Origin of the sequence: Streptomyces sp. NBC_00376 (assembly GCF_036077095.1) — a bacterium.
GTDB lineage: Bacteria > Actinomycetota > Actinomycetes > Streptomycetales > Streptomycetaceae > Streptomyces.
On the sequence record NZ_CP107960.1, the window covers coordinates 6,283,397 to 6,303,593 of the forward strand.

Consider the following 20,197-nt stretch of genomic DNA (forward strand, 5'->3'; position numbering starts at 1 on the left):
GGGACGCCGCCCGGCCTCCGGTGATCGCTCATGCCCCCAGCCTCGTCCGCCCCGTACCGCACCGCGAATCGACACCGCCCCTCGGCTCACCCGTCCGGCGTACACCGCATGCGGCCCGCGCCGCCGCGCCTTTGACTGAGGCGATGGGCGAAGGGGGGAGTGGCGAGTGCTGGGAGGCACGATGACGAGGAAAGCCGCGCGAGGCCTGTGGGCCCTACTGCTGACGACGGCCGTGATGTCGACCGCCGCAGCCTGCTCCGGCGGTGGCGGCAGCGCGTCCAGCACGGCGTCCGAGGCCGCGTCCGCCGCGGCGTCCGCTGCATCCCGGGGCGCCGACGTGGTGGCCTCGGCGACGGCCGCCGCCGGCGAGAAGCTGCACAACTTCAAGAGCGGCGTGAACGCCAGGAGCGACGTCGAGCTGGGCAGGCCGAGCACCGACGGCGACGGCCGCGCCACCGTGAAGGTCACCGTGAAGAACAGCGCCGACTCGAAGAAGTCGTACGCGGTGCAGGTCAACTTCCGTGACGGGAGCGGCAATCTGCTCGACACGGTCGTGGTGACGGTCGACGACGTCGGCGCCAAGGCGTCCAAGGACGCCACGGCCCGCAGCAACCGCAAGCTGTCAGGAGAGGTCAAGGCCGAGGTGGGACAGGCTCTGCGGCACTGACCGCACCGCGAAAGCGCGCGCGACTGTCATGAACCGTTGAAGGAATCCCCTGGAGTCAGATCCGGCGGCAGAACACTCACGACGAGCGGGGCCGGGGGATTCGAAGGCGTGGGCACCTGGATGAGGAACGGGAAGAACACGATCTCGCTTCCCGTATTCAGAGCCCGCTGCGAAATCCGGTAGCAGACGACCTCGTCCGGATTGTCGATGAGCGTGTAGCACTTGAGTACCGAAGGTGCGGCCTGGTAATTCTGCTGCGAGGCAAGGGAGCTGCTCGCTGATGTGCCCAAGATCCCGGCCGTCAAGAAGGTAGCCGCCGCTGCGACGCTGATGTTCCGCAAAGTTCTCTTCTTCATGTCCATCAGCTCAAAGGCTCGGGGTGAACTGGAGTTCCCCATCGGCGTGCTGGGGCTTCTGCGGCCTCGGCACCATGGCTCGACGGGGACGGATTCTCGTACGACCAGAACTGCTCGTGGAAACGCGACCAGAACTGGGCGTTGACAACCATCGTATCGTTCGACCCGTTCTCTTGCCGGTCCATTTCGTACGACACCGGCCTCAACTCTCCGATCGGGACTGGTTGAATCCGGGAAATCTTTCGGTGCGACATCCTCAGGAAGAACGCGCAAGCTTGAGGAGGAGGGATTCCAGGATTCCGCCTGGAGTTGCTGCTGCCGGTCCCGTCATTGCGCCGGCGTCACGTCAGCGTCACGCCGGAGTCGCACCACGGCTATGGCCCGCTGCTCACGATGACACGTGACCGGACAGCAAGAATGCACAGTGCCGGAAAGGGGAAAACCGTGAGAGGAAAAGTCGTCCTGAGTTCCGCCGCGACAGTGGCGCTTGTCGGGGGGCTGGCTGTGACCGCTGTCGCTCCTGCTTCCGCCGCCCCGACTCAGACGTGTCGGGTAGCCGCAGGCACCTTGACGGGAGAGAACTTCAATCCCAACGGGATGTTCGTCGTATCCCCCGGGGGGATGGTGCTGCGCCCCTCTGCTGACGGTCGTATAGGACCGACGGCCGTAACGGGCACGGGCAGCTTCTCCATAGGCCCTGTGGCCTGCACCGGTGGGGAATCAGCGGCATCGGCCGGAGCGGGTGCAGCCGCTGCTGCGGCTGCCGGAGCGAATGCGGCACAGGCGGCGAGAAGCAGGGGCGCTTCCCCACAGGCGGCGGCGGCACAGGGTGTCGCGGCGGCGCAGGCCACCGGCAGAAGTCTTGGTTTGTCGCAGACGGTGATAAACCAGGTCACCAATCAGACAGTCAACAACCTGAACCAGATCATTGGTTCCACCATCGGTGGCTCCGTCATCGCGGGGAGCGGTAACACGGTCGGCGGCGGCAACACGGTCGGCGGTGGGACGACTACCCCGGGCACTGGTGGTGGGACGACCACTCCGGGTACCGGTGGTGGGACGACCACTCCGGGCACTGGTGGTGGGACGACCACTCCGGGTACCGGTGGTGGGACGACTACCCCGGGTACCGGTGGTGGGACGACCACTCCGGGTACCGGTGGTGGGACGACCACTCCGGGTACCGGTGGTGGGACGACCACTCCGGGCACTGGTGGTGGGACGACCACTCCGGGCACTGGTGGTGGGACGACCACTCCGGGCACTGGTGGTGGGACGACCACTCCGGGCACTGGTGGTGGGACGACCACTCCGGGCACTGGTGGTGGGACGACCACTCCGGGCACTGGTGGTGGGACGACCACTCCGGGCACTGGTGGTGGGACGACCACTCCGGGTACCGGTGGTGGGACGACCACTCCGGGCACTGGTGGTGGGACGACCACTCCGGGCACTACGACGGGGACCATGCAGCCCGGCACTGCAACCGGCGAGCAACCGGTGACGCCTCTGTGATTCCTCGACCTCGAACGTCATGAGCCCTCATCGGCTTCTCGATGAGGGCTCATGCACGTATGTGGTGCGTCCGGTCCGGAGCGGGCCGGGCCGGTACCCCCGGCCGGCGTGCCGGGTTCCGCTCTTTAGAGGTCGAAGTACAGCTCGAACTCGTGCGGCTTCCTCCCCACCTCGATCAGCGCGGCAGCAGCGCCTTGACCTGCGCATTTTAAGTTTCGTCGTGTGCTGTTGTAGCTCATCATGATTCGTCATTCTGCGGACTCCCTGCGGACTGCAGATCGTCGCTGCGTGTAGCGGCGCCGCGAGACGAAGAAGCCCCGCCCAATCCATGGGTGGGGCTTCTTGCGGCGAGCGGAATTCTCAAGCCGTGCCGGGTCCGCTGGCCACCTGCCACAGACCGGGCGCATAGACGTCTTCCCATACTTCGATCGGTCCATCTTCGTCGTGGAACACGTTCCGGAGTACGAGCACTGGGACAGCGGCACCCGCAGGCGCGGCAACAGACAGGGCGCCGAGCTCGCTGTTGGAGGCGAGCCGAGCGCCTCGCCGTTCCGGCGAACGGGTGATGACGCGCCCGGTCCGCTCTGTGTAGAGCTCCTGCCAGAATCGATCAAGTGGACCGCCGAGCAGTTCCGGGACCGGCCCCAGCGCCCGGGGGTGGATGCAGGAGAGAGCCACCACGGCCGGCTGCCCTTCACGCAGGAAGACCCGGGAGCGCAGCACGATCTCGTCGTGCAGTTCGACGCCGAGCAGTTCGGCGATCTCGGGATCGGCGCAGGAGCGCAACGCGGCCTGGTGGTCCGTGGCTGTCTCGCCCGGGGCATAGGGCTTCCCCGTGCGCTCCAGACGCTGGAGGCGGGCTGCCCCGGTTGAGGCGACACGCGAACGTTCGGCGACTACGGTCCCCACCCCCGGTTTGGCCTCGGTGAGCCCCTCCGTCTTCAGCAGCCTGTACGCCCGGTTCGCGGTGGTGATGGTGACACCGAAGTCCTTCTGAACCTGACTCATGGGCGGCATGGGGTCGCCGGCCTTCAGCGTGCCTTCGTCGATGAGTCTCCGGTAATGAGCGGCGATCTCCGCATATCCGGTCTTTGCCATCTAGTGGGCTCCTCTCGTGTGTAGCGCTCTGCCTTCCAAAAGCGTATCCGGTAGAGCGCTTGACGTCGAGTAGTAGAGCCCTCTACGTTGAGAGCACGCAGCCCCGCCCGGTGGAGCCTGGCAGCAGAACCGGGACGGGGCCTAGGTCCGCACTCCTACGCAAGAGGAGAGAACCATGCAGAACACGGTACCTGCCTCCTTCAAGCCGTCCGGCGGCATCGTCGCGCAGCGGGTCGCCGAGCAGTCGGCCGACGCCTGGCGGTCGATGACCCTCGGCGCCGTCGCCACCACCCCGATCAACGAACTGCTGGCCACCCTCGGCGTGCGTATCGTCGAGGTCCAGCAGGGGGAACTCGCCGCAGACGGCATCGTCGGCTACTTCACCGGCCGTGTCGGTGACGCCGAAATCCAGCTCGAACGGAACCTGCCGCAGGCGGACCGCGAGCCGATCGTCAGGGACCTCCTCGCCCGCATCAGCCCCGCCGAGCAGACCTATGCGAAGCGCGCGAAGCTGTCACGCCCGTTGCGCCCGGCCGCCGTGAGCAACGGCGTCGTCCACGTCGAGTGCTACGAGTGGTGCACCCGCGACCACCTCGACCCCGAGCTGAACCTGGAGGACGTCTACCACTCCAGCGATTCGGCGACTGTGTGGGCCCCGCGCGTCGCTGAGGACCCGCAGCCCCTGCTGCACGCCCGGCTGAACGCGGACTCGTTCGGTACGGCGGAGTCGCACCGTCAGCCGCTGGTCGTTATCGACGACGAGGCCGACAGCTTCAGTATGACCCCGGCGCAGGCCCTGGAGTTCGCCGACAAGATGGTGGAGTTCGCCGAGGAGATCCGCGCCATGGCGAACCGGGCCGGCCGATGAGCGAGGACCGCCCGATCGTGGCCCCGCTGCCGGTCCGGAACTCCGACGGCACGTTCACCGTCACGACGTCCGATGCCGGTGACGTCCGGATCCTGTGCCCCTCGTGGTGCACGGTCCAGCACGGCTACCGGTACCCGCCGGCGCAGGCGGAGATCACGCATCGCAGCGAGCCCGTGTGGGCCCTGGCCGACACCCCCGAGCACGGGCCGGTGAGCATGGTCGAGGTCGGCCTGGTGCAGTGGCCGTGCAGCGACCGCACGCAGGTGTTCCTGTCCGTCGAGACGGACGACGGGCACCTCGAGGTCGGGCCGACCGGGTCGCGTCGAATTGCCGCGGCTCTCCGGTCCCACGCCGATCACATCCTGACGATGGTCGGCCAGCTCGAAGCGATCCGTGCGGAGGGGCCGTGAGTACCGCACTGGTTCGCCGGCCGACAGAGGACGCCGCGCTCCGCTCGATGACGCCCCGCCGCATGCCGCCCGTCGGACAGGTTGCCGATCGGCTGATAGCGGCCCGCGCGACCGGTGACCGGCACGGGCAGCAGCTGTTCAGCTGCCTGCTCGACAGGGCGCTCGGGATCGTCCCGCAGGGGTCGTAAGACCGCAGCGTGCGATCCAAGTGAAGGACCGCATCGCCGCAGGTTGTTCAACAAGTGCTCGGCCTGCGATTCGCAGAAAAGTTGGCTGGTCGCAAACCAAGTGCTCCCCCGGTTTCGGGGGTGCGAAAGGGCAGGTCGAATCCCATCGACCCCCACCCGCTCGCGGCCCCGAAACCGCAGGCGAAATCCCAAAAGGTCGGGGGCTTCACCGCAGGTCGCATCGCAAGTCCCCCACCGCTCCGGAGCCCTTTACCCACACGGGTTCCGGGGGTCGTACAACTCGCTTCCCGCACGGTCGGGAAGCACTCCACCGGTAACGCCACGCGGGCCCCGGGATCGCACCCCGGGGCCCGCCAGTGGCCCACACCTGGAAGGGCAGAACCATGAGCATTCATACCCTGTCTGACGGCCGGTCGGTGCACCTCCCGCCGGCCACGCCGACCGACTACGTCTTCGGCGTGGCCGACCCTGACGACATCCTTCCCGGGGAAGACGTCCGAGCGGTCGTCACTCTGAAGGTCGCCATGACCCGGGACATGCTCGCCACCGCGCTCGACCTTGCCTGCGGTGCCAGCGGCGAGAACCCCGACACCTGGGATGTGGCGTACATCCGCCAGAGCGTCGAACTGTCCCTGGCGATGGAAAGCCCGTTCACCATCCAGCAGGATGCCGAGACCCACGCCGAACTTCTGGATGACCCGTCGATCGGGGACTACATCCGGGCGAGCTACCGAGCCATCGACCGCGCCTACCCGTACATCGCCGCGAAGGGGAATGTCTGATGTCCGTTACCGAACGGCCCTTCATCGACACGTGGACCGCGGAGACTGCCATCACCCTGCAGCGCGCGTTCCGCATGACGAACGACGCCTTCGCCGAGCACCTCGACATTGCGGTGCGCACGGTGGCCGGCTGGCACTCCGACCGCACGATCGTGCCCCGCAACCACATCCAGCGCGTCCTGGACGACGCCTACGAGGGTGCGAGGCAGGCGGTGGCTGAACGGTTCGCGCGCCTCCTGCAGCAGAAGGGCGAGCCGGTATCGGCGGCGCCGAAGGCGGTACCTGCGGCGCCCACGCCGAGCCCGCATCCTCAGCCGGCCCCTGCTGCCGATCCGGTGGTGGCGCAGATGGCTGCGGACATGGCGCTGATGCAGGCCCGCATCGACTCTCTGCAGGAACAACTGGGCGCCGTTGCCCTGCGCTTCCTGTCTGCCTGACCCAAGCGCCCTGTCGTCTGTGCCCGCCTCCTACCGGGCACAGCAGGCAGGGCGTCACGGCTGTGACCCGGGGTGTGACCCTGGCGTGACCCCGCAGGTCAGACCCGTGACCCGCCTAGCCCGCCTATGGGCCGCCTGGACCCCGTCTATGCCCCGTCTTTGGCCCGTCTACGGTTCCGGCTCGCCCGCGACCCTAGGCGGGTCATAGACGGGTCGAAGTCGGCCTGTAGACGGGTGGATAGACGGGCCGGGAGCGATGGCTCAACGGCTCGGCTCAAGCCGTTCGAGCTGAGCCATCGGATGCTCAACGCGCCCCGGCGCGCTCGCGCGCGTATAGCAACAGGCCGACGGCTCGTCCAGCCCGGCACAGGCCCGGCACAGGCCCGGCACAGGCCCGGCAGAGACCCGGCGGAGAAGTCGCCCCCCGCGGCCAGCCGCCGGGTGCCCGCCGGGTGCCCGCCGGGTGCCCGCCGGGTCCGCGCCGGGTGCCCGCCGGGTGTTCGCCGGGCACCCACCACCCGGCTTGTCCTGATATCGGCTACTGCTCGCGGGGTGCTCGGTGCTGCTCGACCGCAGGTCACAGCCGCTCGACGAGGTGCTCGGTCAACTGCTCGCCAAAATCCCGAGCACCCCGCGAGCAGTACCCCGAGCGGCTCTGACCTGCGACGGAGCAGCGCTGAGCAGCAGTTGAGCACCCCGCTCAATTCAGGGGGTGTCAGCGCTGACACCCCCTCTGACCTGCGGTGACACCGGCTGACACCCCAAGTCCACCCCGCTGACAGTCAGAACGGGTGTCAGCGGGGTGTCAGCGGCCCCGAATTGGGGCCGTTTCCTTAGGTCAATGCGCGTGCGCGCGCGAGGTGACACCTCGGGCTGACACCTCGCGCTGACACCAAGGGTCTCGCTGCCGATGAGTGAACGTCCGACTCGTGCGCGCACGTGCGCGCGTAGCACGCCGAAAGTTCACTCGCCACCCAGGTGAACGAACAGGTGAACCCGATCAAGCGGTGTGACGCACCACACACGAGGAGTAGCTTTGACGGACCAAGAAGGCACGACCGGAGGAGAACCGGTGAAGCCCAACCGCAAGGAAGCTGCGGACATCGTCCGCGGCACCCGCGACCCATCGAAGGCCGGCCTGTGGCGGGCCGGTTCGGAGGATTCGCAGGCCGACCACATCGAGCGGCTGATCCGCCTTGAGGCCGCGGCAGACCAGATCCAGGCATGGCATCCGACGCTCGTGCCCGGCATGCTGCAGAGCTACCAGTACGCGGCCAGCGCCATCACGACGGCCGCACCGTCCCTTCCCATAGAGGACGTCGCCGAACGGGCCGAGCGCCGCAGCACGCGCATCGATGCGCTCGGCTACGGCGGCGACCGGCGGGCCTGGTTCATCGTCGACGAGCAGGTGCTGCGGCGCCCCGTAGGCGGGCCGGCCGTGCTTCTTGAGCAGCTGGAGCACCTGCTCACGCTCGTATCGCTGCGGCCGTCCGTGACGCTGCAGGTGCTACCGATCGACTGCCCCGGGCACCCCGGCCTGTCAGGGGCGTTCACCGCGTACAAGGTCGGCCCGCAGCGCGTTGTCTTCACTGAGCAGCTGACCGGCTCAATGATCAGCACTCGTCCGGAGGACATCGCCGCCTACTCGGCCGCATACGATCACCTGCAAGCAAGTGCACTGCCGCCAGCAGCGTCACTTGAGTTGATCGACACGGCGAGGAGAACGCTGTGCACGAAGGTAGAGAAGATGCTCTGGTCTGGGTGAAGTCGACGTACACGGACTCCGGTTCGTGCGTCGAGTGGGCCCGCCCGGTGAACGGTGTACTGGTCCGGGACTCCAAGCGCCCCATGGGTGCACGAATCCCGCTCCAGCCGGCCGCCTGGTCTTCGCTCGTCGATTGGGCCAAGACGCACCAGGTGTAGCCCAACCTCGTGGATAACATCAACGAGGTGACCAGCAGGAAGCCCCCGCCGCAGGAGAATTGCGGCGGGGGCTTCTGCATGTCCGGACGGCTCCATCATGCCGCAGGTGGCTCGGCGCGGCGCAAGACACGGTGCGGCTCCTCCCGCTCGATCCGCTTGAAATCCGACCACGGCACCGAGTCCCGAGTCACCAGGCCGCGCTCCTCCAGCCACTCACGGCGGGCCGCGTGCCAGCGCGACCGGGCCGCATGGTGGCCCTCGATCTGCCCCTGACAGGACCGCAGATCCTTCGCGTGCCAGCCCCACAGCCTGCCGTCGAACTCCCACAGCCACTCGGGCGTCCCAGCGTCCTCTACGGGCGCCTGGCGCCTACGCCGTGCCACTGCGGGCCCTCTGCAGCGCCCAACGCGCCTGAGCGGCCTTCTGCGCCCTCAGCTGCGCCGGCGACTTCCCCTCTTCGTCGCCGTCCGCGGGCAGTGCGAGCTGCTCCAACAGCTTTGCCAGAACCACACGATGCGCGCGAGCTTCGGCGAACAGGCCTGACGCCTTCGGCTGGCCCGTGCTGCCATGCACGACGACCGCGCCGTCGACGAGCGCATCGGCAAGCATCTCCAGCTCATCCACGGTCCGGCACGCCTGGACCAGAAGCATGCGCTCATCCGGGGCCAGCTCGTACTCCGACAGGATCTCTACCCACAGAGCTCGGCCGGCCTCGCCGAGCCCCGACGGGGCCTCCGGTACGTCCATTTCGATCTCACTCTCTGTGGGCAAAAACGGATCTTGAGCAATGCTCGGGGTTCCAGCCCCCTCCCCGGCGGTCCCCGTCGTGATCTTCCTGGGGGTCCCTCCCCGGGGTTGATCGCTAAGCGTGACGTCGGGCGGCAGCCGGCGCGGCACACAGGAGAACCCGCGCCGGCTGCCAGTCAGTGGGTCAGGCCGCAGCCTTCACCTGGGGGGCGTAGCGCTTCCATGCCGCGTCCTGCTCGGCCGCGGTGGGCACCCAGACCTGGGCGCCGTTAGCGAGCAGCCAGCCCATGCGGATGTGAAAGGCGGTGGAGTGCCACGGCCACGGTGCGCGGCCGTAGTACGCGGACTGCCAGTCAGGGACGAGGTCAGGCAGGTTGGCGACCTCTGCGAGCGGGCTGACGAGGCCGAGCGGGTCGCTCGTGCCAGCCCCGCGCCGAAGGGACTCCCAGCAGGTACGGATTGCCGCGTACTTGGGGAACGCCACGTTGAGCCGAAGGATCGCGACCCGAACTTCTTCCGGCTCTTCGAGCATGTCGAGGGTGGCGCCTGCCTGTGTGGCGTGTCGGCCGGCGGCCTTGAGGTCGGCGCGCAGGTCGTCGAGGAACTTGGCGAGGGCCGGCTGCACGTGCTCGATGATGAGCGCCGTCGCGTTGCCGTAGGCCATTGCCGCACCGATGCGGCCAGCCAGCTCGTCAGCCGCCTTGTTCACCTTGGGGTCGTCGACCCGCCCCCACCGGTCGGCGTGCTCGTCCGCCAGCTGCTCAAGGCCGGTGTAGTCGTCGGTCATTTGCTGGGGCAGGGTGATGTCGCCGCGGCGGGCCGCTTCGATGAGCCCGGTGGCGCCGTGGGTCTTGAGGTTTTCGAGCTGCTGCATGGGTGTCTCCTTGGTGAGTTAGAGCTGGCGGGCGTTGCGGTGGATGCCGAGAGTGGCGAGGCATTCGTCGACCTCGGTCTCGGGCACGTTGGTGCGGGCGTAGTACCCGTCGGGTACGGGTGGAGCGGTGGGCACGGCGGCCGTGCTGGCGGCGGCCTCAGCCGCGGCTGCGAGCGCCTCGGCCTTGGCCTGCTGCAGGGGGATCCAGTAGGGCATGGGGCTCCTATCCAACGAAGTTGAGATGGCGGGCAATGTCGTGCGCCTGCTCGGCGCTGCTCTGCTTGGCCCCGTTCAGCGTGACCTCGGTCCGGTTGGTGATCTGCTGCACCACCGGCGCACCGCTACCGGCCGCGCCGAACCGGCCGGCCGGGCGGGCGTCGTAGCCGAGCATCCGCGCTGTCGTCGCCAGCAGCGCCCTGGACCGCGCAGACCCGTTGATCGGGATGTACGACTCGGGCACCCCCGCCTCGCCGGCCAGGACGGTGGGCGAGCGGAGGATGCCACCGCGGGCCATCGCCGTGATCCCGGTCTGGGCGGCGAACTGCTTCAGGAACGCGCCCTTGTTGGCCTCGGGCAGGCTGTTGATCTGGCCGAGCATCTTCGGGACCAGGGCCCGGATCGTGGCCGTGTCGAGCCCGGCGGCGATCAGGTCGGCGTACCCGCGCCCCGAGCCGCCTCGCAGCGTGGTCAGCAGAACCAGGGCGTTGGACAGGTCCTCGCCCGACAGCGTGCTGTTCGCCTTGCTCACCGAGGCGTTGGCCTTCGCGACGTCCGCAGCCTTCCCGGTTGCCGCAGCATGCGCGAGCGCCTGGGCGTTCACATCGCCCTGCGCCGCCAGGGCCTGCGCCAGGTCCCCGTACCCGCGGGCCGCGAGGGTCTGCAGGTCGGTGGCGAACTGCTGGTTGGTCTTGTTTGCGGCGTTGAGCTGCTGGGTGAAGTCGGCCAGGGTCGCCTTGGCGGCCTCGCCGGTCTTCTGCAGCCTGGACACGATGTCCTTGAACTGCTTGTCGGAGGCGCCGGCCAGTGCGTTGACGAGCGCATAGCCTTCCTCGCCCATGCCTTCCAGCAGGGCGCGGACTTCCTCACCTCCCCGCTTCCCGATCTTCGCGAGACTGCTGCGCCACTTCTCCGTGGCCGCCAGGGACTTCGAGAGCTGCAGCTGGTACGCCTTGAGGTCAAAGCCCTTGGGGGCCTTGGCGCCCTTCTTCACGCCGAGCGCCTTGTCGGCGTCGTAGACGTCCTGCCGCTCTTCCCTGACCTTGGCGTCGGCCTTCTTCTTCGCCGCCCTGGCCTTGGCCACCCGGTCCTCGGCCGCGTCCAGCTGCTTCGCGGTGTGCTTGCCCTTGCGGACCTTGGCCAGGTTCTTCTCGGCGTCCTTGAGGGAGTCGGCCTTCTTCTTCGCGTCGGCCAGTGCCTTGGTCAGGTCGTTCCAGGCGTCCTTGAGGGCCTGGACCTGCTTGTCGTACCGCTCCTTGGCATCCGTCGGGCCACCGAGAACAGACGCCCCGGTCGGGGTGTACGTGAATCCGGCGAGACCGCCGGAGGCGTACCGCTTCGCGTTGAGCCGGTCCAGCATGCTGACGCCGTACTTTCGTACCGCGTCCGCCTTGACGATGTACTCGCCGTTGCTGACCAGCGCCGGGATGCTGTCCGACGTGCCGGTGCCGGGGCCGGAGATCGGCCCGCCGAACGGGTACATCTGCAGCACGGCGCCGCCGGATGCGTACCGGTGGATGATGCCGCCATTCCGCCGAGACTGGATCATGTCGGGCACACCGTTGGCATCCCGGTCGCTGCCGGTCGCCTTGAGGTACACCCCGATGCCGACCGGCTTGCCCTGGATGCCGTTGATGGCCCGCTGGATCGCGCCGACCTGGGCGATCGGCGATCCGGTCGGGACCGAGATCTTCACCGACCCGTTCTTCATGTGGGTGACCTTGAAGCCGAGGTCCTTCAGGGACTTCTCGGCGGTGGAGGTCAGGGCCGTCATGGTGAACGACTTGCCCTTGGTGGTGCGGACCTTGTTCTGCACGGCCTGAAGGTCGCTGACGGCCTTCTTCGTGTCGGCCGTGACCTTCGTGGTGGCCGTGGCGGGCAGCTGCGCGTATGCGGCGGTCAGCTTGTCGATTGCGTCCTTCGAGAACCCGGCCGCGCGCATCGTGGCCTTGAGGGTTTCGATGTCCTTGACCAGGACGGCGTTGCCCGCCTCAACGCTGTTCTTCTGTTCGGCAACGGCCTCAGCGTGCTCCATCGCCGCTTTCGCCGCATCGAGGAAGGCGCCCTTGACGTTGCGGCCCTTCTCCGAGGTGACGTCAAGGCTGTGGCCGTTGTCCTTCACCGCGCCAGTGAGGTCGGCCAGAGACTTCCGGAAGCTGATCTCCTGCTCGGCCGTACTGATGTTGATGCCGTTCAGCGTCTTCAGAGCGTCGGCCAGCTTCTCGGCGACGCTCCTCTGGTCGTTCAGCTCATCCGTGGTCATGCCGGCCTCAGAGCCGAGCTTGCTCTGGCCGGTGGCGGCGAGCTTCTGCTGGGCGTCCACCCCAGCCAGGGCTTCCCCGTACTTCGGGAGGAGCGTGCGCAGCTTGTCGGTGGATGTGCCCTGGGCCTCCGCTTCAACGGCAAGCTGCTTGAAAGCCTTCGCCGCGAGAGCAGTGTTGCCGCCCTCAACGAGGCTGGCCAGCGAGTCATCGAACCCGCTGACCTTGTCCCGAGCCTCAGACAATGCAGTCGAGGAGTTCATGCCCAAGTTCGTGATGGCCACAGCGGAGTCGAGAATCCGCGCCCCGACTCCCGGGTGGGCGATACGCGCGATTGCCTCGCCGAAGCCGTCCAAGTCCTTACCGGCCACCCGCGCGAGTTCACCGGCCACGAGGCCCTTGTTCGCGAAGTCGATGAGCGCGCTGGTCAGTTTCGCGACCGACGGCGGCGCTTCCTGGAAACGCTTCATGACGCTGGTGAGCCCGATCGAGAGGGTCGACAGTGCCGCAAAGACGAGGCCGATCTGCCCCATGCGCAGCATGGCTGACCGGGCGGTCGCAGCCGTCACACCCATGGAGGCGAGAGCTGCCCGGGTCGCGGCAATGCGCGGGAGCAGGAGCAGGAAGCCGCCGACTGCCAGAGCGATCGCGCCGCCGATACCCATGAATCCGGTCACGGCGTGCTGCAGGCCGGGCGGCAGGTCGTTGTACGCGTTGACGAGGGCGGTGATCCACTGGGTCATGTCCCGCAGGGCGCCGTTCGCCGCGGACCCGCCCTCGATGAGGGCGACTTCCAGGGCGCCGCGCAGGCGCTCCAGGTCGCCCATGAGGTTGTCGGTCTGGATAGCGGCCATGCGCTGGGCGGCGCCGCTGTCATCGACGCTCTTGACGTACTTGTCGATGCCTTCGGAGCCGAGCTCGTACAGGATCGTCGCGGACCGGACGGCGTCAGCGCCGAAGATCGTGGCCATCGCCGCGTTCCTGGCCTCGGGCGTCAGCTTCGAGAACGACGTCTTCATCCGCTCGGACATCTCCGTCAGTCCGACGAACTTCCCGCTGGAGTCGTAGGCAGAGAAGCCGATCTTGTCCATCATCGCGGCGGCTTCCTTCGACTGGGGAACCAGCCGCTGCAGCATGACCTTCAGGGACGTACCAGCGTCCGAGCCGATCAGGGCATGGTCGGCGAACGCCGACAGCACGCCCACGGTGTCCTCGATGCTGAGCCCGGTCTGATGCGCGAGCAGGCCACCCATCCGCAGAGACATCGCCAGCCCGTGCACGTCAGCAGCGGACTTGTTCGCGCCTGCCGCCAGGAGGTCGGCGATATGGGTGACGTCTTTGCCCTTCAGACCGAAGGTGTTCATGGCCTGCGCGGACACAACGGCGGCCTCGGTGAGATCCACCTGCCCGGACGCGGCCAGGGCGAGCGAACCCTTCAGCGCACCGCCGATGATGTTGGCCGTGGACACGCCTGCGCGGGCCAGCTCGGCCTCCGCGGTCGCCGCCTCCGTGGCCGTGAACGACGTGGTCTTGCCCGCCTCCAGTGCGGCCGCGCGGAGCTTCGCCATGTCCGCCGTGGACGCCCCGGTGACGGCCCGGACGTTGGAGAGCGCCTTGTCGAACTTGGCAGCGGAAGCCGCAGCCACCGCGAATCCTGCGAGCATGGCTGCGCCAACTGCCGCACCACCGTTGGCTAGGCGCGACGTAGTGTCGCTGGCCTGCCGCATACCGCGGGTGTACTGGGAGATGTCGGCGCGCAGGCGGACAGTGACGGTACGGACAGCCATGGTCACTCGCCCCTCTCTGTGTCGAAGAAGCCGAGCCGGTAGAAGTCGCGCAGGATGTCGGCGGCACGGGCCTTGTCGGGCCTGACCGCGACCTCGGGCACGGCCGGCCGGGGTGCGAGCGCATCCTCGATCGCAGCATCCGCGACCAGCAGCTTGATGGCGTCGACGACGTTCAGCACGTCGGTGTCGGTCGGTGGTGACTCAGGCATCGTTACCTCCTGAAGGCCTCGGCGAGCCTGGTCGACGGGGCAGTTGTTCGGGACGTGCTGGTTGCCGCAGGGCCCTTTGCGGCAGAGGGCGGCGCCGCAGTCGAGCGGGCACCGGGCGTAGGTGCCGCGCCGGAGCGGTCGGGCGCAGCTGGCGCAGTACGTGCGCTTCCTCATGAGACCCCCTTGTCCCAGCGGCGCATCTTCGCCGCATGCCTGGCCTGGAGCCCGTACCGGCGCCGCTCGGCCAGCTCTGCGCGCCGGCGCTTCTTCTGCTCGTCCTTGCGGCGCTCCTCGGCTATGCGGTGCCGCACGATGTCATCGACGTTCACGGGTGCTCCTTATCGCTGCTTGCGGTTACCGATGGCTGGCTAGGTGAGGAATGGGCGGGGGTCTCTTTCTTGCTGCGTCTTTGTCCCCCTGCGGGGACACCGGCCTGCTGGCTGGCGACCCGGTCGGTGTCCCCCGTCCACGTGTCCCCCCTATAGGGGGACGGGGGACACGGGGACACCGGGGGGACGGCGTCCCTCGGGGGACACTGGGGGACACCCGGGGGACACGGGGACACTGGCTAGGCCCAATACCGGTGACTTTGTTGGTGGTGGGTCGTTGGGTGTGGTGTGCCAAGGCCTGGACAGGTGAAGTCGTCGGGTGAGCGGTTGTCGGACCGGATCGCTCTGGGTGTGCTGACGCGGGTGTTTCCGCCCGAGTTGGTGGATGAGGTGGTTGTTGGGTGTGGGCGTCTGGAACAGCGGTCGCGGCTGTTGCCGGCCCGGGTGGTGGTCTATTTCGTGCTCGCGATGTGTCTGTTCTCCGGGCAGGGCTATGAGGAGGTGGCCCGACTGCTGACGCAGGGGCTGGAGCGGGTGCGGCGGTGGGAGAAACCGTGGCAGGTGCCCACGACAGCGGCGATCGGCCGGGCCCGCCGGCGATTGGGGCCGGAGCCGTTGAAGGTGCTGTTCGCGCGAGTGTGCCGGCCGGTGGCCGCCCCGGACACTACTGGTGCCTGGTATCGGCAGTGGCGTCTGGTTGCGGTGGACGGCACGGTCTTCGATGTGCCGGACACCGGGGCGAACAGCGATTTCTTCGGCCGGCCCGGCTCGGGCCGGGGACAGCAGCGCAGTGCCTACCCGCAGGTGAGGGTCGCTGCGCTGGTGGAGTGCGGGACACACGCGGTGTTCGCCGCGGCGACCGGCCCGCTGTCGGTTCATGAACAGCAGTTGATTCCCGGCCTGCTGGGCCGGCTCGAGCCGGGAATGCTGCTGATGGCCGACCGCGGCATCACCGGCTTCGAGCTGTGGCGGGCCGCCTCGGACACGGGCGCGGACCTGTTGTGGCGCGTCCGGAAGAACATCGTGCTCCCGGTCCTCGAAGCCTTCGACGACGGCTCCTACCTGTCCGAGATCGTTGCGGCAGGCGACCGCAAGCACCGGGACCCGGTCCGGGTCCGCGTCATCGAGTACACCCTCGGCCGCGAGGACGCCGACACGGTCTACCGGCTGATCACGACCATCTGCAACCCGCAGGAGGCCCCTGCGGCCGACCTGGCGGGCCTCTACCATCAACGCTGGGAGATCGAGAACACCCTGGACGAGATCAAGACCCATCAGGGCGGACACCGCCTCGTCCTCCGCTCCCAGTACCCCGATGGCGTCGAGCAGGAAATCTACGGTTTCCTTCTTGTCCACCACGCACTCCGGGACGTCATGCACCACACCGCTCACCAGGCCGGCCTCGACCCCGACAGACTGTCCTTCACCCGCACCCTTCGCATCGCTCGCCGCCACGTCACCGACCAGGCGGCACTTTCCCCCCTCACGACTCAGTCGAGCCCTGACCCACGCCATCCGTGAGCTGCTGGAACGACTCCTGCCACCCCGCAGGCAACGCTCCAACCCCCGTGTCATCAAACGCAAGATGGCCAACTGGCACCTCAAACACACCCACCACCGCAACCCACCCCGACCACCCGCAGCAGCAATCACACTCATCCCGCCCACCAAACCCGCCAGCAGACGCCAGAAGAGCACCTAAATCACCGGTATTGTGGCTAGGCCACCTCCTCGAACGGCTTCACGAGGGTGTGGAGCTTGGAGCGGTTCGGGCCTGGCGCGACGTCCACGAAGCCTTCGTCGACAAGGCGGGCGATGGCTGCGGCCAGGACGTCCTTCTTGCCGCCGACCCGCGCTTCGATGGCCCGCACGTTCATGGGCTCCCTGGCGTGGGTGATGGCGTCGGCCACCTTCTTCATCACCTCAGTCGGACGGAACGGGCCCTCGTGCTCGATGGGCGCGTACAGCGAGGCTTCGGTGAAGGTGGCGTCATGGGACTTCAGGACGAAGTCGGCGAACCAGTGGAGGCCGCTCTGGTGCGGCAGGGCATGCTTCCTGAGCTGCCCTGGCCGGTCCTTGGCGATGCGGACCGTGGATTTACCGGTGACGCCGACGCCGAACGGCGTCCGGTTCTCCAGCACGTACATGGCCCCGTTGAGCCCGTTCAGCTTGTGGACTCCTCCGATGGCGTACCGGCCGCGGCCTTCCTTGTCCTTGACGACATGGTCGAGGGTGGCCACCGCGGCGCCCATCTCGGCGATGGGACGCAGCAGCATGCGGCCGAACTTGGCGACGTCGGTGTTGTCCTTGAGTTCGAGGCCGTGCATGGCCATGCCTTCGGTGACACCGTCGATGGGTACGAAGGTGGGCCGCAGGTCGTTGAGTGCCTGGCCGATCTCTAGCCGGTTGAGTCCGATCGTGAGGGGCTCCTCGGGCCGGATGTAGGCGAACCGGTCGCTGATGTCCTGCGCGTTGGCGCCGAGGGCGAGCAGCCGGCCGACGACTCCCGGGGCGTCGTCCTCGAAGTCGATGAAGACGACGCTGTTCCCCTGCGCCAGTTCGTGCGCGACGGCGAGCAGGGCGAACCACGTCTTGCCACCCTCGGACTCGCCGACGACGGAGTGCATGCGCCCCGCGTAGAAAAGCGGCACCCCGTCATCGCGCCGCCCTACGGTGGGCTGCGGCGCCTTGTACGTCCCATCGAGGACTTCCTGCAGATCCCGCGGTCGCCACGTCGGTACCGGTGTGGCAGGGGCGGGGGCGACAGTCAGCCGCGCGGGCTCGTCACTGTGGGTCGGGACAGGCTCGTATCCTTGCTCGTCCTCGGCCCACATGTCGGGGTAGGTCACGCAGCCAACCCCCTCTCGTGTTCGTAGGCGAGCCACTGTCCGGGCTTGCCAGGCACCGCGATGGGCGGCCAGCCGGGCGTGGCCCGCAACTGGTGCGGCGGCTTCGGCTCGGCAGCGCGGTCGAGCTCGGCGAGGCTGCGGCCGGACGACAGCGGCGGCCTGGCCGTGAAGGCGTCGTGCAGCCACTGGGTGACGTCGTCGCCGTACTTCCGCCACGACTCGGCAGCGTCGAGCGCCCCGGCCAGCCGGCGGGGGTCGTCCGGGTGGAGCTCCCGCCAGGCCGGGGAGGCGTAGGGCGGGAATGTCCCGGCGAAGAACAGCGACTTCGCTTCGGCCCACAGGCCCACGATGTCGTCTGCCTGAATGTGCTCGACCAGCTCGACCAGTTCGGGCGAAGGCTCAAGGGCTTCGCGCTGGCAGTCGAGCGGGTCGCGGTGCCCGCACTCCAGCGGCTCGGAACGGTGGGCCGCTTCACGGCGCCGCTGGACCTGTGCGACGATGGGCCATGCGCCCACCGCGCGAGTTCCCTGAAACGCCCCGGATACCCGCCGGGGCGTTTCTGTGTTCTCGGTCATGCGGCTTTCCGCCCTCCGGCCTGGCTGGCGTCATGGGCGTCGATGTCGTCCCAGCGGGCGCGCAGGTACTTGCCGACCCGGAACATCAGGGGACCAACGCCCGTCTGGGTGTGGTGCCAACGGCGGACGGTGGCTTGTGGAACTCCGTAGTGCTCGGCGAGTTCCGGCACGGTCGCGAGAGGGCGACGTCCAGCGGGAAGTGCCTGATGTGACATTAGCTCCCCAATGTGTGAGTTGAGTTCACGTCAACGAGCGTTTATTGCTCGTCGAGTGCGATGATGCACTGTCATTGCGGGTGACGCAAGCTCTCGTTAATGTGAGGTCAACTCACGCAAAGGAGATGTCGATGACTGACGGGCCTACCGAGACCATCGCGAGCAAGGTGAAAGACTTCCGGGTGAGCAAGGGCCTGACCAAGCAGGAGCTCGGCGAGAGGCTGACAGATCTAGGTATCCCCTGGAACCGCTTTACGGTCAGCGGGCTGGAGAGCGGCAAGCGGCAGAACGTAACAGTGGTCGAGTGGTTGGCCCTCGCGCGCGTGCTCGACGTGCCGCCCCTGGCGTTGATGCTCCCCCTTGGAGAGGCTGACCGGGTCGAGGTCATTCCGGGTGAGGCAATCCATCCTGACCTCGCTCGCAAGTGGATCATTGGCGAGGAGCAGGCAGTCAACGCCGAGCGGCAGACGGTGGGGGACTCGGCTTTCTGGCTTCAGCACTCGGCTCCGCTACGCCTCTACGGTCGACTCAACGTTGCCCAAGCAACGGTGCACCAAGCTGACTCTGACCTCCGTGTCGCCGAACGCGTCGGCCGCCCGGAAGGTACTTCAGCGGCTCGGGAGAAGCAGATCCGGGCCCTCCGGCTCCTGGCGGATGTCCTCGACGGCATGCTCGCTGCGCGGGTAGGGGTTCCGGCCCTGCCTGCCCGGTGGCTGGACCAGATGGCCGAGTTGGGGATGCTGGAGCATGCGGCGTCTCTGCCGCGGATGGAGCAGTAATGGCGAGCATCAAGAAGCGCCCGAACGGCAAGTATCGGGCGCGGTATCGGGATGCCGCTGGCCGTGAGCATGCCCGCCACTTCGCCAGGAAAGTCGACGCGCAGCGCTGGCTCGACGAGGAGACGGCGAGCCTGGTCACCGGGCAATATGTCGACCCCAAGGCGCGGAAGGTCACGGTTGATGAGTGGTGTGACCGGTGGCTCGCTGGCTATGCGGCAAAGCGCACGTCGACGGTTCGACAGGCGAAAGTGCACCTGGCCCGCATCCGCAAGGAGTTCGGGCCCCTGCCAGTCGGCAGCATCAAGCCCAGCATGGTGAAGTCATGGCTGGCCCGTCTGGCGAAGGAGGGGCGCAAGCCGTCGTACATCTTCGCCCTGCACAACCGGCTGTCCCAGGTGATGACGGACGCCGTACACGACGGCATCGTGTCGTCGAACCCGTGCTCGCGGCGCACCAGCCCTGGTGGAGGGAAGCCGCGGCCCTACGTCGCGACCACCGAGCAGGTATGGCAGCTGTATGAGGCGTTTGGCGAGAAGTACCAGCTGGCCGTTCTCCTCGGCGCGTTCGCCGGCCTGCGCGTGGGAGAGGTCTGCGGGCTCCGGCGTACCGACGTCGAGTTCGACGTTCGGGAGATCCGTCCTGCGGTGCAGTACCCGGCCGAGCCGCTGAAGACGGAGATGAGCCAGGAGTTCATCCCCATTCCCGATGCGCTCGTGGACGCACTGCCGCGCCCTGCTGCTGACGGCCCGGTCACCGTGCTGGCCCACGACGCCGGCGAGCAGGTGAGCACGTGGGCAATCGAACGGCGGATACGAGCGGTCCGCGGCGACGTGCCGGGACTCCCTGCCGACTTCCGATTCCACGACCTGCGGCACTACTACGCCTCGTTGCTGATCGCGTCGGGTGCCGATGTGAAGGTGGTGCAGCACCGGCTCCGGCATTCGTCCGCGAAGACGACGCTGGATACATACGGTCACCTGTGGCCGGACTCGGATGAGTCCACGCGGAGTGCCGTCGAGGCGGTCATGGCAGGCAAGATCAAAAAAGCTGCGGACCCCTCGCGGACTGGCGAGGGGTCCGCAGTGCGAACCTACAGCTCAGAAGCTGATTGA

At 67.9% G+C, this 20,197-nt stretch carries 23 protein-coding genes; 11 read left to right on the forward strand and 12 right to left on the reverse strand.

The annotated features are described in order from the left end of the window. Positions 1-181: 181 nt before the first annotated feature. Positions 182-667, forward strand: coding sequence for a hypothetical protein (locus OG842_RS28325; protein ID WP_266736905.1), 486 nt, complete (start codon positions 182-184; stop codon positions 665-667). A 26-nt stretch (positions 668-693) separates the two neighbouring features. Here OG842_RS28325 and OG842_RS28330 read toward each other — a convergent pair whose 3' ends face one another. Together OG842_RS28330 and OG842_RS28335 are read right to left on the reverse strand one after the other, a co-directional pair. Then, a complete protein-coding gene (locus OG842_RS28330) occupies positions 694-1,029 on the reverse strand; it encodes a hypothetical protein (RefSeq protein WP_266736904.1) in 336 nt (111 codons plus the stop codon). Positions 1,030-2,898: 1,869 nt separating this feature from the next. After that, entirely contained in the window at positions 2,899-3,636 is a 738-nt protein-coding gene (locus OG842_RS28335; RefSeq protein WP_266736902.1) for a GntR family transcriptional regulator, read from the reverse strand. 175 nt (positions 3,637-3,811) lie between these two features. On the opposite strand from OG842_RS28335, the gene OG842_RS28340 reads away from it, so the two are divergent. The 7 genes from OG842_RS28340 (at position 3,812) to OG842_RS28370 (ending at position 8,244) form a co-directional block, all read left to right on the forward strand. Continuing rightward, a complete protein-coding gene (locus OG842_RS28340; protein ID WP_266736901.1) occupies positions 3,812-4,504 on the forward strand; it encodes a DUF6907 domain-containing protein in 693 nt (230 codons plus the stop codon). Continuing rightward, a complete protein-coding gene (locus OG842_RS28345) occupies positions 4,501-4,914 on the forward strand; it encodes a DUF6907 domain-containing protein (protein ID WP_266736899.1) in 414 nt (137 codons plus the stop codon). Before OG842_RS28340 ends, OG842_RS28345 begins: the two co-directional genes overlap by 4 nt. Beyond that, positions 4,911-5,102, forward strand: a complete 192-nt coding sequence (locus OG842_RS28350) for a hypothetical protein (protein ID WP_266736898.1) — start codon at positions 4,911-4,913, stop codon at positions 5,100-5,102. Before OG842_RS28345 ends, OG842_RS28350 begins: the two co-directional genes overlap by 4 nt. A gap of 383 nt (positions 5,103-5,485) precedes the next feature. Beyond that, positions 5,486-5,884 carry a hypothetical protein gene (locus OG842_RS28355; RefSeq protein WP_266736897.1) on the forward strand — a complete coding sequence of 133 codons (399 nt, stop codon included), beginning with the start codon at positions 5,486-5,488 and terminating at the stop codon, positions 5,882-5,884. Further along, entirely contained in the window at positions 5,884-6,321 is a 438-nt protein-coding gene (locus tag OG842_RS28360) for a hypothetical protein (protein ID WP_266736896.1), read from the forward strand. The genes OG842_RS28355 and OG842_RS28360 overlap by 1 nt, the downstream gene beginning before the upstream one ends. Positions 6,322-7,393: 1,072 nt before the next feature. Continuing rightward, a complete protein-coding gene (locus OG842_RS28365) occupies positions 7,394-8,086 on the forward strand; it encodes a DUF5753 domain-containing protein (RefSeq protein WP_266736894.1) in 693 nt (230 codons plus the stop codon). Between the two features lie 47 nt (positions 8,087-8,133). After that, on the forward strand, positions 8,134-8,244 hold the full coding sequence (locus tag OG842_RS28370; protein WP_328512688.1) for a DUF397 domain-containing protein: 111 nt from the start codon (positions 8,134-8,136) through the stop codon (positions 8,242-8,244). Positions 8,245-8,339: 95 nt separating this feature from the next. Here the strand turns inward: OG842_RS28370 and OG842_RS28375 are convergent, their stop codons facing one another. From OG842_RS28375 to OG842_RS28405, 7 genes are all read right to left on the reverse strand, one after another. Then, on the reverse strand, positions 8,340-8,627 hold the full coding sequence (locus OG842_RS28375) for a hypothetical protein (protein ID WP_266736891.1): 288 nt from the start codon (positions 8,625-8,627) through the stop codon (positions 8,340-8,342). After that, positions 8,614-8,991 carry a hypothetical protein gene (locus tag OG842_RS28380; RefSeq protein ID WP_266736889.1) on the reverse strand — a complete coding sequence of 126 codons (378 nt, stop codon included), beginning with the start codon at positions 8,989-8,991 and terminating at the stop codon, positions 8,614-8,616. Before OG842_RS28380 ends, OG842_RS28375 begins: the two co-directional genes overlap by 14 nt. A gap of 184 nt (positions 8,992-9,175) precedes the next feature. Then, a complete protein-coding gene (locus OG842_RS28385; RefSeq protein WP_266736888.1) occupies positions 9,176-9,865 on the reverse strand; it encodes a hypothetical protein in 690 nt (229 codons plus the stop codon). An 18-nt stretch (positions 9,866-9,883) separates the two neighbouring features. Further along, positions 9,884-10,081 (reverse strand): hypothetical protein, encoded by a 198-nt coding sequence (locus tag OG842_RS28390; RefSeq protein ID WP_266736886.1) that lies wholly within the window; start codon positions 10,079-10,081, stop codon positions 9,884-9,886. A gap of 7 nt (positions 10,082-10,088) precedes the next feature. Further along, the gene (locus tag OG842_RS28395; protein WP_266736884.1) at positions 10,089-14,129 is read right to left on the reverse strand and encodes a phage tail tape measure protein; all 4,041 of its coding nucleotides are present in this window, start codon (positions 14,127-14,129) and stop codon (positions 10,089-10,091) included. A 2-nt stretch (positions 14,130-14,131) separates the two neighbouring features. Next, positions 14,132-14,338 carry a hypothetical protein gene (locus OG842_RS28400; RefSeq protein ID WP_266736883.1) on the reverse strand — a complete coding sequence of 69 codons (207 nt, stop codon included), beginning with the start codon at positions 14,336-14,338 and terminating at the stop codon, positions 14,132-14,134. Between the two features lie 170 nt (positions 14,339-14,508). Further along, positions 14,509-14,667 (reverse strand): hypothetical protein, encoded by a 159-nt coding sequence (locus OG842_RS28405; protein WP_266736881.1) that lies wholly within the window; start codon positions 14,665-14,667, stop codon positions 14,509-14,511. 288 nt (positions 14,668-14,955) lie between these two features. Between OG842_RS28405 and OG842_RS28410 the strand changes: the two genes are divergently transcribed. Continuing rightward, the gene (locus OG842_RS28410; protein ID WP_266734240.1) at positions 14,956-16,188 is read left to right on the forward strand and encodes an IS4 family transposase; all 1,233 of its coding nucleotides are present in this window, start codon (positions 14,956-14,958) and stop codon (positions 16,186-16,188) included. A 197-nt stretch (positions 16,189-16,385) separates the two neighbouring features. On the opposite strand, the gene OG842_RS28415 is transcribed toward OG842_RS28410, so the two are convergent. The 3 genes from OG842_RS28415 to OG842_RS28425 are packed head-to-tail and all read right to left on the reverse strand — an operon-like array spanning position 16,386 to position 18,261. After that, the gene (locus tag OG842_RS28415; protein WP_266737374.1) at positions 16,386-17,501 is read right to left on the reverse strand and encodes an AAA family ATPase; all 1,116 of its coding nucleotides are present in this window, start codon (positions 17,499-17,501) and stop codon (positions 16,386-16,388) included. Positions 17,502-17,512: 11 nt separating this feature from the next. Further along, the gene (locus tag OG842_RS28420; RefSeq protein WP_266736879.1) at positions 17,513-18,031 is read right to left on the reverse strand and encodes a hypothetical protein; all 519 of its coding nucleotides are present in this window, start codon (positions 18,029-18,031) and stop codon (positions 17,513-17,515) included. 56 nt (positions 18,032-18,087) lie between these two features. Beyond that, entirely contained in the window at positions 18,088-18,261 is a 174-nt protein-coding gene (locus OG842_RS28425; protein ID WP_266736877.1) for a DNA-binding protein, read from the reverse strand. A 176-nt stretch (positions 18,262-18,437) separates the two neighbouring features. On the opposite strand from OG842_RS28425, the gene OG842_RS28430 reads away from it, so the two are divergent. Together OG842_RS28430 and OG842_RS28435 are read left to right on the forward strand one after the other, a co-directional pair. Then, positions 18,438-19,085, forward strand: coding sequence for a helix-turn-helix domain-containing protein (locus OG842_RS28430; RefSeq protein WP_266736875.1), 648 nt, complete (start codon positions 18,438-18,440; stop codon positions 19,083-19,085). Further along, entirely contained in the window at positions 19,085-20,197 is a 1,113-nt protein-coding gene (locus OG842_RS28435; protein WP_266736874.1) for a site-specific integrase, read from the forward strand. The genes OG842_RS28430 and OG842_RS28435 overlap by 1 nt, the downstream gene beginning before the upstream one ends.

Excerpts from the sequence above, each read along its gene's own strand:
- OG842_RS28325 (WP_266736905.1), top strand. The coding sequence starts at position 182 with ATGACGAGGAAAGCCGCGCGAGGCCTGTGGGCCCTACTGCTGACGACG.
- OG842_RS28330 (WP_266736904.1), bottom strand. The coding sequence starts at position 1,029 with ATGGACATGAAGAAGAGAACTTTGCGGAACATCAGCGTCGCAGCGGCG.
- OG842_RS28335 (WP_266736902.1), bottom strand. The coding sequence starts at position 3,636 with ATGGCAAAGACCGGATATGCGGAGATCGCCGCTCATTACCGGAGACTC.
- OG842_RS28340 (WP_266736901.1), top strand. The coding sequence starts at position 3,812 with ATGCAGAACACGGTACCTGCCTCCTTCAAGCCGTCCGGCGGCATCGTC.
- OG842_RS28345 (WP_266736899.1), top strand. The coding sequence starts at position 4,501 with ATGAGCGAGGACCGCCCGATCGTGGCCCCGCTGCCGGTCCGGAACTCC.
- OG842_RS28355 (WP_266736897.1), top strand. The coding sequence starts at position 5,486 with ATGAGCATTCATACCCTGTCTGACGGCCGGTCGGTGCACCTCCCGCCG.
- OG842_RS28360 (WP_266736896.1), top strand. The coding sequence starts at position 5,884 with ATGTCCGTTACCGAACGGCCCTTCATCGACACGTGGACCGCGGAGACT.
- OG842_RS28380 (WP_266736889.1), bottom strand. The coding sequence starts at position 8,991 with ATGGACGTACCGGAGGCCCCGTCGGGGCTCGGCGAGGCCGGCCGAGCT.
- OG842_RS28385 (WP_266736888.1), bottom strand. The coding sequence starts at position 9,865 with ATGCAGCAGCTCGAAAACCTCAAGACCCACGGCGCCACCGGGCTCATC.
- OG842_RS28390 (WP_266736886.1), bottom strand. The coding sequence starts at position 10,081 with ATGCCCTACTGGATCCCCCTGCAGCAGGCCAAGGCCGAGGCGCTCGCA.
- OG842_RS28395 (WP_266736884.1), bottom strand. The coding sequence starts at position 14,129 with ATGGCTGTCCGTACCGTCACTGTCCGCCTGCGCGCCGACATCTCCCAG.
- OG842_RS28400 (WP_266736883.1), bottom strand. The coding sequence starts at position 14,338 with ATGCCTGAGTCACCACCGACCGACACCGACGTGCTGAACGTCGTCGAC.
- OG842_RS28415 (WP_266737374.1), bottom strand. The coding sequence starts at position 17,501 with ATGTGGGCCGAGGACGAGCAAGGATACGAGCCTGTCCCGACCCACAGT.
- OG842_RS28430 (WP_266736875.1), top strand. The coding sequence starts at position 18,438 with ATGACTGACGGGCCTACCGAGACCATCGCGAGCAAGGTGAAAGACTTC.
- OG842_RS28435 (WP_266736874.1), top strand. The coding sequence starts at position 19,085 with ATGGCGAGCATCAAGAAGCGCCCGAACGGCAAGTATCGGGCGCGGTAT.